General features: G+C 68.4%; 13 protein-coding genes. 5 read left to right on the plus strand and 8 right to left on the minus strand.

Annotated elements, in window-relative coordinates; translation table 11 throughout:
- Nucleotides 1-2 precede the first annotated feature (2 nt).
- Nucleotides 3-416: a Zn-ribbon domain-containing OB-fold protein gene (locus tag A5680_RS03995; protein WP_055400257.1), complete on the minus strand. Its 414-nt coding sequence runs from the start codon at nt 414-416 to the stop codon at nt 3-5.
- Between the two features lie 133 nt (nt 417-549).
- On the opposite strand from A5680_RS03995, the gene A5680_RS04000 reads away from it, so the two are divergent.
- A complete protein-coding gene (locus tag A5680_RS04000) occupies nt 550-846 on the plus strand; it encodes a putative quinol monooxygenase (RefSeq protein WP_067816400.1) in 297 nt (98 codons plus the stop codon).
- On the opposite strand, the gene A5680_RS04005 is transcribed toward A5680_RS04000, so the two are convergent.
- Nucleotides 843-1832 (minus strand): LLM class F420-dependent oxidoreductase, encoded by a 990-nt coding sequence (locus A5680_RS04005; protein ID WP_067816403.1) that lies wholly within the window; start codon nt 1830-1832, stop codon nt 843-845. The genes A5680_RS04000 and A5680_RS04005 overlap by 4 nt on opposite strands.
- A 77-nt stretch (nt 1833-1909) precedes the next feature.
- Here A5680_RS04005 and A5680_RS04010 point away from each other — a divergent pair, with 77 nt between their 5' ends.
- Together A5680_RS04010 and A5680_RS04015 are read left to right on the plus strand one after the other, a co-directional pair.
- Nucleotides 1910-3139 (plus strand): FAD-dependent monooxygenase, encoded by a 1230-nt coding sequence (locus tag A5680_RS04010; protein WP_067816406.1) that lies wholly within the window; start codon nt 1910-1912, stop codon nt 3137-3139.
- Nucleotides 3130-3993 (plus strand): LLM class F420-dependent oxidoreductase, encoded by an 864-nt coding sequence (locus tag A5680_RS04015; RefSeq protein WP_067816409.1) that lies wholly within the window; start codon nt 3130-3132, stop codon nt 3991-3993. Before A5680_RS04010 ends, A5680_RS04015 begins: the two co-directional genes overlap by 10 nt.
- 94 nt (nt 3994-4087) lie before the next feature.
- Here A5680_RS04015 and A5680_RS04020 read toward each other — a convergent pair whose 3' ends face one another.
- Nucleotides 4088-6232: a 3-hydroxyacyl-CoA dehydrogenase NAD-binding domain-containing protein gene (locus A5680_RS04020; protein WP_055400267.1), complete on the minus strand. Its 2145-nt coding sequence runs from the start codon at nt 6230-6232 to the stop codon at nt 4088-4090.
- A 4-nt stretch (nt 6233-6236) separates the two neighbouring features.
- A complete protein-coding gene (locus A5680_RS04025; protein WP_055400269.1) occupies nt 6237-7448 on the minus strand; it encodes an acetyl-CoA C-acetyltransferase in 1212 nt (403 codons plus the stop codon).
- A 219-nt stretch (nt 7449-7667) separates the two neighbouring features.
- On the opposite strand from A5680_RS04025, the gene A5680_RS04030 reads away from it, so the two are divergent.
- Entirely contained in the window at nt 7668-8846 is a 1179-nt protein-coding gene (locus A5680_RS04030) for a pyridoxal phosphate-dependent aminotransferase (RefSeq protein WP_067816412.1), read from the plus strand.
- 7 nt (nt 8847-8853) lie between these two features.
- On the opposite strand, the gene A5680_RS04035 is transcribed toward A5680_RS04030, so the two are convergent.
- From A5680_RS04035 to A5680_RS04050, 4 genes are read right to left on the minus strand one after another with little or no spacing between them, the layout of a single operon-like run.
- The gene (locus A5680_RS04035) at nt 8854-9303 is read right to left on the minus strand and encodes an SRPBCC family protein (RefSeq protein WP_082459728.1); all 450 of its coding nucleotides are present in this window, start codon (nt 9301-9303) and stop codon (nt 8854-8856) included.
- A 38-nt stretch (nt 9304-9341) separates the two neighbouring features.
- Complete coding sequence (locus A5680_RS04040; RefSeq protein ID WP_082459729.1) at nt 9342-9794, minus strand: SRPBCC family protein; 453 nt, start codon at nt 9792-9794, stop codon at nt 9342-9344.
- A gap of 58 nt (nt 9795-9852) precedes the next feature.
- Nucleotides 9853-10932 carry a CaiB/BaiF CoA-transferase family protein gene (locus tag A5680_RS04045; RefSeq protein WP_067816415.1) on the minus strand — a complete coding sequence of 360 codons (1080 nt, stop codon included), beginning with the start codon at nt 10930-10932 and terminating at the stop codon, nt 9853-9855.
- Nucleotides 10933-10937: 5 nt separating this feature from the next.
- A complete protein-coding gene (locus tag A5680_RS04050) occupies nt 10938-11381 on the minus strand; it encodes an SRPBCC family protein (protein ID WP_067816418.1) in 444 nt (147 codons plus the stop codon).
- A gap of 35 nt (nt 11382-11416) precedes the next feature.
- Between A5680_RS04050 and A5680_RS04055 the strand changes: the two genes are divergently transcribed.
- Nucleotides 11417-12562 (plus strand): alpha-keto acid decarboxylase family protein (locus A5680_RS04055; RefSeq protein WP_197499725.1); only part of this gene is annotated, 1146 nt, incomplete at its 3' end.

A 12562-nucleotide genomic window follows, 5' to 3' on the forward strand; every position in this document is an offset into this window, starting at 1 on the left:
CCTTATACCGGCTGGAACGCGAAGGTGACGATCTCGTTGCCGTCGCCGTCGGTGGTAAACGGCACCATGGTCAGCTCGACCTCCTGACCGAACTGCAGCTTGGCCGGGTCGTTCTCGGTCAACCGGCCCTCGACGCGGATCACGTCGTCGAGCTGCACGAGGCCGACGCCGAACGGGACGAAGTCCTTGCCGGTGGGCCCGGCGTACGGGGCCCCGGGCGGGAAGCCCTGGGTGGTCCACGCGACCAGGGTTCCGCGGCGCGGCAGCAGCACGTCGGTCATCTCGCCGAGGCTGCAGCGCGGGCACCACTGTTGCACCGGAAAGGTGGTCGCGCCGCAGCTGCCGCACCGGCTGCCGATCAGCTGTGGGCTCTCGTCGGGCCAGGTAGAGATCTCGGGGGCAAGGGCCTTTTGCATCGGGGGTCCTCCAGCGGCGCCGAACAGAATGTTGCTCACGCAACCGTATAACAGCTTTCCGAAAAGTGGAAACCGCATTCTCATTAGTTGCGCCCGATGCCGCGCGGCCGGGCACCGCGGATATCTTGAGACCATGCCAGTCACGGTGATACTCGAACTGAAGTTCAAGCCCGATGCGGTGCCGCAGGCGCGCGACGTCATGGGCCGGGCGCTACGGGACACCCGCGCGTTCGCCGGGAACGTCCAGACCGACGTGCTCGTCGACGAGGACGACGAAGCCCACTGGCTGATCTACGAACTGTGGGACTCAGTCGAGCATGACGAGGCCTACCGTGCGTTCCGCGCCGGCGAAGGGAAACTGACCGAGCTGCCCCCACTGCTGGCCGCGCCCCCCGTCAAGAAGCGGTACACGACCACCACCGACATCTAGCTCAGCGCGGGAATCACCTCGCGCTCGAACAACTCGATGCCGGATGGGTCGTACGCCGCCTCCGGGAAGTAGCAGATGGCGTACTCGCATCCGAGGTCGCGCAGCCCGGCGAGCCGCTCGATCACCTGTTCCGGGGTGCCCGTCGCCGAATCGGGTCCGCTGCCCGCGGCGAGCATCGCGTCGGCGGCGGCCTCGGGCACGTAGCGCACGATACGGTCGCGCACCCGCTGCAGCCGGTCCTTGACGTCGGCGTCCGACGTGCCGACGACCGCGTTGACGTTGGCCGAGCGCACGATGGCATCGAAGTCGGTGCCCACCTGCTCGCAGTGCCGCGCGAGCACCTCCGACTTGTGGGCGAACGCCTCGGGTTCCGGCGCGAAGTTGGTGTACTGCGCGTACTTCGCCGCGATGCGCAGGGTGACCTTCTCGCCACCGCCGGCGATCCACAGCGGAATCCCATTGTCCTGCAGGGGTTTCGGTGACACGATAGCGCCGTCGACCTGGTAGTGCTTGCCGTCGAAGCTGACCCTGCCGTCGCGCCAGGCGTCACGCATGATCTGCACACCCTCGTCCAGCCGGCCCAGCCGCACACCCGCCGAGGGGAAGCCGTAACCGTAAGCGCGCCATTCGTGTTCGTACCAGCCACCACCGATGCCCATCTGGATCCGCCCACCGGAGATGACGTCGGCGGTCGCCGCGACCTTGGCCAGATACACCGGGTTGCGGTAGCTCATCGCGGTGCACATCTGGCCGAGCTTGATCCGCGACGTGACCGCCGCGTACGCGGCCATCAGCGACCACGCCTCGTGGGTGGCTTCGTCCGTCGGCATCGGGACGGTGTGGAAGTGGTCGTACACCCACAGCGAGTCCCAGGCGCTGTTGTCGGCGTAGGTGGCCAGGTCGCGCATCACCGCCCAGTGCCGCTCCGGTTCGATGTCGACCAGATCCATTCGCCAACCTTGCGGGATGAAGAGACCGAAGCGCATAGCAACGGACTCTAGCCCGATCGTTCGGCGGGGTCCGCCGCTAGGCTTGTCCATCGTCAGGCAAGCGGGAGGTCGTCGTGCGGGTCCTCGTCTCGGGCGCCAGCATCGCCGGCCCCGTGCTGGCCTACTGGCTGGCCCGCCGCGGCTTCGACGTCACCGTCGTCGAGCGGGCGCCCGCCCTGCGCAAGAGCGGCGGCCACGCCGTCGACCTGTTCCGCCCCGCGATGGAGATCTCGGCGAGCATGGGCGTCCTGCCCCAGATCGAGGCGCTCGCCACCGGAACGAACCGGATGACCATGCACCGCGAAGGCCGGTCGCGGCCCTTCGAGATCGACCTCACGAAGATCTATGCCGCCACGTCGGACCGGCACGTGGAGATCATGCGCGACGACCTCAGCGAGATTTATTACACCGCCGGCCGCGACGACGTCGAGTACCTGTTCGGCGACTCGATCACCGCGATCGACCATGACGGCGACGTGACGTTCGAGCGGGCCCCCGCCCGCCGATTCGACGTCATCGTCGGCGCCGACGGCCTGCACTCCAACGTCCGGCAGCTGACGTTCGGCGACGAAGCCGGCCTCACCCGGTTCCTCGGCGGTTACCTGGCGGTGGCGTCGGCACCGAAGGCACTGGCCAGCGCCGGCGAGATGACCTGCCACGTCGGCGCGGGCCGCCTCGCCGGCATCTACACCGCTGAGCACTTGGCCGACGCGCGGGTGGTCTTCCTGTTCCGCAGCGAGCGGGAACTCGACTACGACCATCGGGATGCGTTGCGGCAGAAGGAATTCGTGCGCGACGAGTTCGCGCGCATGCACGAGCAGGTGGACGGCTGGCTGGGCGAAATCGACCGCACGCCCGCGTTCTACTTCGACGCGATCAGCCAGCTGCGGCTGGACAGGTGGTCGCGGCGGCGGGTCACCCTCGTCGGCGACGCGGGGTACTGCCCCGGGCCCGCGGTCGGCGGCAGCACCAGCCTCGCGGTGCTCGGCGCCTACGTGCTGGCCGGGGAACTGGCCCGGGCGGACGGCGATCACCTGCGCGCGTTCGCCGCCTACGAACTGCAGATGCGCGAACCGGTGCACCGCAGCCGGGCCTTCGCGCGCGGCGCCGCCAAGGGCATCATTCCCGGCTCGCGACTGGGGGTGTGGGCCTTGACCCGCGGCGCCCAGCTGGTGTCGCGGCTGCCCGGGACCCTGTCCCGGTCGCTGGCGAAGCTGAACACCAGCGGCGTCCGGATGCACGATTCGATGCCGGTACCCGATTACGGCGAAGACGACGAGAGGAAGGACGCCCCATGGAACTGACCGGTGTCGGAATCTGGAGCAGCCAACTGCGTTACGGCGACCCGTCCGAATCCGCCGAGGCCGCAGCGGAATTGGACGAGTTGGGCTTCCCAGCGCTGTGGATCCCCGACGTCGGCGGACCGGTGTTCGACGCGGTCGGCAATCTGCTCGCCGCGACCAAGCGGACCGTGATCGCCACCGGGATCCTCAACCTGTGGATGCATTCGCCCGGCGACGTCGCCGATTCGTACGCGGCGCTCACCGACGAGCATGGGGACCGCTTCCTGCTCGGGATCGGGGTCAGCCACGCACCGCTGATCGACGCCGGCCAGCCCGGGCGCTACCGCAAGCCGCTGGCGGCGACGGCATCGTTCCTGGACGGGCTGGACGCCGCGCCGCGGCCCGTCCCCACCGGGCGACGGGTCCTCGCCGCGCTCGGGCCAAAGATGCTGACCCTGTCCGCCACCCGCGCCGCCGGGGCGCACCCCTACCTGGTCACCCCGGAGCACACCGCCTCCGCGCGTTCGACGCTGGGCGAGGGCCCGCTGCTGCTGCCCGAGCAGACGGTGATCCTCACCGACAGCGCCGACGAGGCGCACCGCCTCGGAACGGATTGGCTGCGTTCGTATTTGGCGCTGCCCAACTACGCCAACAACCTGCTGCGCAGCGGCTTCTCCGAAGACGAGGTGGCGCAGGTCAGCGACCGGCTCTTCGACGCCATCATCGCGTGGGGGGACGAGGACGCGATCATGCGCAGGGTCGCCGACCACCGCGCGGCCGGCGCCGACCACGTTTGCGTGCAAGTGCTGCGGGCGGATCCGAAGGCCTTTCCGCGCGAGGAATGGCGCCGGATCGCCGCGGCCCTCAAGGGGTGACCCCTCCGACCGCTCCGACCGCTCCGACCGCGAGCAGACGCAGAATCGCACGCGGAGGCCCCGCGTTACGCGATTCTGCGTCTGCTCGGCAGAACTACGTCAGCGAGTCCGGCGGCAGGAAGCGGTCGCCGTACTTGGCGGCCAGCTCGCGGGCGCGGGCCACGAAGGCCTCCTTGCCGATGCCGCCCGGCCCCTGGTAACCGACGATGAACTGCGCGCTACCACCGGTGTACGGCGGGAAGCCGATGCCCATGATCGAGCCGATGTTGGCGTCGGCGGTCGACGTCAGCACGCCCTCATCGAGGCACTTCTGGGTTTCCAGCGCCTCGGCGAACAGCATGCGATCAATCATGTCCTGCAACGGAATCTCAGCGCTGCCCGACTTGAACGTCTCGCGCAGGCCCGGCCAGAGGCCGGTGCGCTTGCCGTCGACGTACTCGTAGAAGCCGGCGCCCTTCAACCGCGAGGGGCGGCCGAGCTCGATCATCTTCTCCACCACGGCTTCTGCCGGGTGCGGCTCGTAGGTGCCACCGGCGTCCTCCACGCCCTTGCGGGTGGCGGTGGCGATCTTGTGCATCAGCTCCAAGTTGAGCTCGTCGGACAGCTGCAGCGGCGGCGCCGGGTAGCCGGCCTGCGAGCCGGCGTGCTCGATGCTGGCCGGCTCGACACCCTCGCCGAGCATCGCGAGCGCCTCGTTGACGAAGGTGCCGATGACGCGGCTGGTGAAGAAACCGCGGCTGTCGTTGACCACGATCGGGGTCTTGCCGATGGCCAGCGTGTAGTCGAACACGCGGGCCAGCGCCTCGTCGGAAGTCTTCTCGCCCTTGATGATTTCGACCAGCGGCATCTTGTCGACCGGCGAGAAGAAGTGGATCCCGATGAAGTCCTCCTGCCGCTTGACGCCGGTCGCCAGGCCGGTGATCGGCAGCGTGGAGGTGTTGGACCCGAGCAGCGCGTTGGGTTCGACGATGTCCTCGATCTCCTGGAACACCTTGTGCTTGAGTTCCTGGTTCTCGAACACCGCCTCGATCACGAAGTCGACGCCCTTGAAGTCTGCGGGGTCGGCCGACGGCGTGATGCGGTCCAGCAGCGCCTTACTCTTCTCCTCGGTGGTCTTGCCGCGCTGAAGCGCTTTGGCCTCAAGCTTTTCCGAGTAGCCCTTGCCCTTCTGCGCGGCCTCGAGGCTGACGTCCTTGAGCACCACGTCGTAGCCGGCCTTGGCCGACACGTAGGCGATGCCGGCGCCCATCATGCCCGCGCCGAGCACGCCGATCTTGTTGATCTTGACCGGCGCGATGCCGTCCGGCCGCGAACCGCCACCGTTGATGTGCTGCAGGTCGAAGAAGAACGCCTGGATCATGTTCTTGGCGACCTGGCCGGTGACCAGCTCGGTGAAGTAGCGGCTCTCGATGCGGGTGGCGGTGTCGAAGTCCACCTGCGTGCCCTCGACGGCCGCGGCCAGGATGGCCCGCGGCGCCGGCATCGGCGCGCCCTTGAGCTGCTTGCGCAGCAGCGACGGGAACGACGGCAGGATGGCCGCCAGCGCCGGTGACGACGGCGTGCCGCCGGGAATCTTGTAGCCCTTGACGTCCCACGGCTGGGTGTGCGACTCGGGGTTGGCCTTGATCCACGCCTTTGCCGCCGGCACCAATTCGTCGACGCTGCCGACGATCTCGTCGACGAGGCCGTTGTCCTTGGCCGCGGCCGGCTTGAACCGGGTGCCCTGGCTCAGCACGTTGAGGAAGCCGTTCTGGATGCCGAGCATCCGTGTCACCCGGGTGACGCCACCGCCGCCGGGCAGCAGGCCCAACGTGACCTCGGGCAGACCCAGCTGGACGCCCTTGACGTCGGCGACGATGCGGTGGTGGCAGGCGAGCGCGATCTCCAGACCGCCGCCGAGCGCCGCGCCGTTGATGGCGGCCACCACCGGCTTGCCCAGGGTCTCCAGGGTGCGAAGGTCGCGCTTGATGTCCTCGACCTCGGCGAAGACCTCACCGGCGTTCTCGGGTCCGGCGGTGATCATGCTCTTGAGGTCACCGCCGGCGAAGAACGTCTTCTTGGCGCTGGTGATCACCACACCGGTGATCGAATCCTTTTCGGCGACAAGGCGTTCGACGGCCTTGTGCATCGATTCCTTGTAATGCTCGTTCATCACGTTGGCCGACCCGGTCGGGTCGTCCAACGTCAGCGTGACGATGCCGTCGGCGTCCTTGTCCCACTGGATGGTGTTCTCTGCCATGGTCTTAAACCCTCTCGATGATGGTGGCGACACCCATGCCGCCGCCGATGCACAGCGTGATCAGCGCGCGCCGGGCGCCGCGGCGCTCGAGCTCGTCGACCATGGTGCCCAGGATCATGGCGCCGGTGGCGCCCAGCGGGTGGCCCATCGCGATGGCGCCACCGTTGACGTTGAGCTTCTCGTCAGGGATGTTCAGGTCCTTCTGGAACTTCAGAACGACCGACGCGAACGCCTCGTTCAGCTCGAACAGGTCGATGTCGTCGACGGTCAGCCCGGCGCGGTCGAGCACCTTCTGCGTGGCCGGCGTCGGGCCGGTCAGCATGATCGTCGGGTCGGCGCCCGTGGTGGCGGTGGCGACGATGCGGGCGCGGGGGGTCAAACTGCCGGCCTTCGCCATCTTTTCCGAGCCGATCAGCACCAAGGCCGAGCCGTCCACGATTCCCGAGCTGTTGCCGCCGGTGTGGACGTGGTTGATCTTTTCGACCCAGTGGTACTTCTGCAGCGCCACGTCGTCGAAGCCCGCCATGGCGGCCAGGCCCTCGAACGCGGGCTTCAGCTTGGCCAGGCCCTCCATGGTGGTCTCGGGCCGCATGTGCTCGTCGTGGTCGAGGATGAGCAAACCGTTCTGGTCGCGGACCGGAACCACCGACTTGGCGAAGTAGCCGCCCGACCATGCCTCGGCCGCCAACTGCTGCGAGCGCAGCGCGTAGGCGTCCACGTCGTCGCGGGAGAAGCCCTCGATCGTGGCGATCAGGTCGGCGCCGATGCCCTGCGGGACGATGTAGGCGTCGTAGGAGGTGGCCGGGTCGGCCATCATGGCGCCGCCGTCGGAGCCCATCGGGACGCGGCTCATCGACTCCACACCGCCGGCGAGCACCAGGTCGTCCCAGCCGGAGCGGACCTTCTGCGCGGCGGTGTTGACGGCCTCCAGCCCGGAGGCGCAGAAGCGGTTGAGCTGCACGCCGCCGACGGTGTCGGGCATGCCGGCCGCGATCACCGCGGTGCGGGCGATGTCGCCGCCCTGGTCACCCACGGGTGAGACGCAGCCCAGGATGACGTCACTGATCAGGCTCTCGTCCAGATCGGGGTGGCGCCTGCGCAGCTCCTCGATCAGGCCGACGACCAGGTTCAGCGGCTTGACCTCGTTCAACGAGCCGTTCTTCTGCTTGCCGCGGGGCGTGCGGATCGCCTCGTAGATGAAGGCTTCTTCGGACATGTCGAGTTCCTCTTCGCAAATGGGGGTTCGGATCCGTATTAAAGGTAGGTCCAGATACCGCACCCTAACAAAGTGCCCGGCCAACCTGTTGGTTGGGCCGATCGGCGCAGCTCGAGCGCGGGCGTCCCCGGTCACGAGCGTCACGCCAGCGTGGCCGCGACGCACGCACGCCACACTGGCGTGACGCTCGAGCATGACGGCCCCCTAAGCTCGACCCCCATGACGGTCTCGCGCCTGCGTCCGTACGCCACCACGGTGTTCGCCGAGATGTCGGCGCTGGCCGCGCGCGTCGGTGCGGTCAACCTCGGTCAAGGTTTTCCCGACGAGGACGGGCCCGCGGCCATGTTGAAGGCCGCCCAGGACGCCATCGCCGAGGGCAACAACCAGTACCCGCCCGGGATCGGGGTGGCGTCGCTGCGGCACGCCATCGCCGCCCAGCGGCGGCGGCACTTCGGCATCGAGTACGACCCGGACACCGAGGTGCTGGTGACGGTCGGGGCCACCGAGGCGATCGCGTCCGCCGTGCTCGGCCTGATCGAACCCGGCTCGGAGGTCCTGCTCGTCGAGCCGTTCTACGACTCCTACTCGCCGGTGCTGGCGATGGCCGGCGCGCACCGGGTGGCCGTGCCGCTGGTCCCGCACGGCCGCGGCTTCGCCCTGGACGCCGACGCCCTGCGCGCCGCGGTGACGCCGCGCACCCGCGCTTTGATCGTCAACTCGCCGCACAACCCGACCGGCACCGTGCTCAGCGAGGCGGAGCTGCGGGCCATCGCCGAGGTCGCGGTCGCCGCCGACCTGTTGGTGATCACCGACGAGGTCTACGAGCACCTGGTGTTCGACGCCCACCGGCATCTGCCACTGGCCGGATTCGCGGGGATGGCCGAGCGCACGGTCACCATCTCCAGCGCGGCCAAGATGTTCAACTGCACCGGCTGGAAGATCGGATGGGCTTGCGGCCCAGCGGAACTCATCGCCGGGGTGCGCGCGGCGAAGCAGTATCTGAGCTACGTCGGCGGCGCACCGTTCCAGCCCGCGGTGGCCCTGGCGCTCGACACCGAGGACGCGTGGGTGGCCGAGCTGCGCAACTCGTTGGCGGCGCGACGCGACCGGCTGGCCGCCGGGCTGTCCGACATCGGCTTCGAGGTGCACGACAGCGCCGGCACCTACTTCCTGTGCGCCGACCCGCGCCCCCTGGGCTACGACGACAGCACCGCCTTCTGCGCGGCCCTGCCCGAGAAGGCGGGCGTGGCCGCCATCCCGCTTTCACCCTTCTGCGACCCGGCCGCCGCGCACGCCTCGGTACAGGCCCAAGTGTGGAATCACTTGGTGCGCTTCACCTTCTGCAAACGAATGGACACCCTCGACGAGGCGATCCGGCGGCTGGCCGTCCTGCGGTGACGTCCGCCTAGCTCGCCGGCCCGAAGCCCTCGAGCACGCGCTTGCGCAGGCCCTCCAGCGCGGCATGCAGGATCTTCTTGCGGGCCCGGTTGACCCAGAACTCGGGCAGGGGCGCCCACGGTTCGACCGTGATGGTGAATCGGACCCGGGTCTTGTCGTCGCTCACCCGGCTCAGGTTGTACTCCCCGTGCTGGCCGCGTTGCTGAGCCGTCCGGGCGGCGTCCCACACCATCCAGTCCGGGCCCCAGTGGTATTCGAGCAGTTCCGTGTCGTGAATGCCCGTGACGGCGATGGTGACCTTCACATGGTGCGGGCGACCGTCGGGATATTTATCGACGACCTCGACCCGCTTGTGCACCGACGACCATGACGGGACGGCGTCCATGTCGGCCAGCGCCTCCAGGATCACTTCCGGAGGCGCGTCGATCACGATTTCCGACGATGCTTGGACGGCCACTGCTAATAAGTTAGCAACCGCTCAGGCCCTCCCGAAGGCTATTCCGACTCCGCGTCGTTGCCGCGCTTTACCAATTCGCACAATCCCTTTACCGCCGAGTCGAGGACGCTCTCGCTGGCGCGCCGGACGATGAAGGCGGGCATGGGCCGGCCCGGTTCGACCGTGACATCGAAGCGCACCCGGGTCTTGTCGAGGCCCTCGGGTTTGAGGTTGTACTCGACATGCTGGCCGTGCTGCTGGGAGGTCCCTTTCGCATCGTAGACAACCCAATCGGGGCCCCAGTGATACTCCAGGATCTCCCTGTCGACGAGGCCCAGAATCTTGATCGTGGTCTTGACGTGGTGGGGCCGACCGTCGGGATAACGGTCGATCACTTCGATGTTCTTGTGCAACGGTGACCACGTCGACAGGACGCCGACATCTGTCAGCGCCTCCATGACCACTTCTGGCGGCGCGTCGACGACGAATTCGCGTGATGCTTTTACGGCCACTGAGCTCAACCTAGCAACATCGGAGCGCCGGCGGGGTCGATACCGTCTAAGACGTTGGCTACCAATCGATTTCGGAAATGGGCGTGGTGGCCGCCGGCGGCCGCCCGACCGGAGCCGCCGGGGTGCGCGAGAAGCGGGGTCCGGGCGCGGCCTGGTCCACGCCGTGGGCGGTGATCACCGTGGACCGTGCCCGCAAGTGCTCGTCGGTGGCCGCTTCGCTCCACGTCAGCACCGGGGTGACGCAGGCGTCGGTGCCGGCGAAGGTGGCCGCCCACTCGTCGCGGGTGCGGCTGGCGAAGCGTTTCGCGAAGACGTCGTACATCCGCGGGTAGGAGCCGATGTCGAGCTGGCCGGGCACCTCCTCGGGCGAGAGCCCGAGCCCGCTCAGCAACGCCGCGAAGAACTGCGGCTCGATGGCGCCGACCGCCATGTACCCGCCGTCGGCGGTCTCATAGCAGCGATAGAACGGGGCGCCACCGTCGAGCAGGAATGACTCGCGCCGGTCGCGCAGCGACCCGGTCGACTTCATGGTCCACATCATCTGGGCCAGCAGGCTGACGCCGTCCACCATCGCCGCGTCGATGACCTGCCCCTTGCCCGAACGTTCCCGCTCGTACAACGCGGCCGCGATGCCGAGCAGCACCAACATCGAACCGCCGCCGAAGTCGGCGACCAGGTTCAGCGGCGGCATCGGCGGCCGGTCCGCGTAGCCCAGGGCGGACAGGGCGCCGGTTTGCGACAGGTAGTTGATGTCGTGGCCCGCCGTGCGGGCCAGCGGTCCCTCCTGCCCCCAGCCGGTGATCCGCGCGTAGATCAACCGCGGATTGACCGCCGCGCATTCGTCCGGACCGATGCCGAGTCGCTCGCAGGTGCCGGGCCGGAAGCAATCCAGCAGTACATCGGCCTTGGCGACCAACTCGAGCAGGACCCCCGGTTGGGTCTTGACGTCCAGGTCGACGACCCGCTTCCCGCGGTGCAGCAGATCGCGATCCTCGGCCGGCATCGTCAACCCGCCGGGCCGGCGCACCCGCACCACGTCGGCCCCCAGGTCGGCCAGCATCATGCCCGCGTGCGGTCCCGGTCCGATTCCGCCGAGCTCGATCACCCTCACCCCGGCCAGGGGCCCGCCGCCGCCCACCGCGGCTACTTGCCCTTCTTCACCTGCAGCACCCGCTCGCGCAGCGCCTTGGTCGCCGAATCGATCGTCCCCTTCACCGCCTGCTTCAGGACGAAGCCCGGCAAGGGCACGTTCGGGTCGGCGAGCAGTTCGAACTTGACCAGCGTGGCGTCCCCCTGCGGGATCAGGGTGTACTTCCCGTCCTGCGCCTTCTGCTGGGAGGAGCTCACCAGCTTCCAGCTCACCGCGTCGTCGGTCCAGGTGTAGGCCACCACCTGTTCGTCGGTGATGCCGGCGACCCGCACCTTCATCTTCACTTGGCTTGGCCGCAAGTCGTCGCCGGTCGACAAGATCTCCGCGCTTTGGTGGGGCTCGGACCATTCGGGCATCGCCTCGAAATCGGCGATGACGTCCAGAATCTCCTTCGGACTGGCTTCGATGACGATGTCGCGGGATTCTTTGAGTGCCATGGCCCGCACGATACTGAAACGGCGTCCCGCTCGGAATGAATTCGGCAGGTACCGTCGTGCTTGTGACTGACGCCGTCAACCAGCCCCTCTACACCGTCGGCGACTATCTGCTGGACCGCCTCGCCGAACTCGGCGTCACCGAGATCTTCGGCGTACCCGGGGACTACAACCTGGAATTCCTAGATCACATCGTCGCCCATCCCGCGATCCGCTGGGTGGGCAACGCCAACGAGCTCAACGCCGGCTACGCCGCGGACGGGTACGGTCGCCTGCGCGGAATGTCGGCAGTGGTAACGACTTTCGGGGTGGGTGAACTGTCGGCTGCCAACGCCATCGCCGGCAGCTACGCCGAGCAGGTGCCCGTCGTGCACATCGTCGGCGGGCCCTCCAAGGACGCCCAGGGCACCAGGCGCGCGCTGCACCACTCGCTGGGCGACGGGGACTTCGAGCACTTCCTGCGCGTCAGCCGCGAGATCACCTGTGCCCAAGCCAACCTCATGCCCGCGACCGCCCGCCGCGAGATCGACCGGGTGTTGTCCGAGGTGCGCGAGCAGAAGCGGCCGGGCTACATCCTGCTGTCCACAGACGTGGCCCGTTTCCCCACCGAGCCCCCCGGTGCGCCGCTACCCCGCTACACCGGTGGCACCAGCCCCCGCGCGCTGTCGCTGTTCGTCGAGGCCGCCTCCGATCTCATCGCCGATCACCAACTGACCGTGCTGGCCGACCTGCTGGTCCATCGGTTACAGGTGGTCAAGGAACTCGAAGCCCTGCTGGCCGCCGACGTGGTGCCCTACGCCACGCTGATGTGGGGCAAGAGCCTGCTCGACGAGAGTTCGCCGAACTACCTGGGGATCTACGCCGGATCGGCAAGCGCCCCGGCGGTGCGCGCCGCGATCGAGGAGGCGCCGGTTCTGGTGACCGCCGGGGTCGTGTTCACCGACATGGTCAGCGGCTTCTTCAGCCAGCGGATCGACCCGGCGCGGACGATCGACGTCGGGCAGTACCAAAGCAGTGTGGCGGGCGAGGTTTTCGCGCCGCTGGAAATGGGAGCCGCGCTGGAAGCGTTGGCCACCATCCTGTCCCGGCGAAAAATCGCGTCGCCGCCGGTGGTGTCGCCGCCCGCCGCCGCCGATCAGCAACACCGTCCGTCGCTCCGGATGCGCCACCCCGGCCCCGAGCGG

This window comes from Mycobacterium sp. E2989 (assembly GCF_001667595.1).
Classification (GTDB): domain Bacteria; phylum Actinomycetota; class Actinomycetes; order Mycobacteriales; family Mycobacteriaceae; genus Mycobacterium.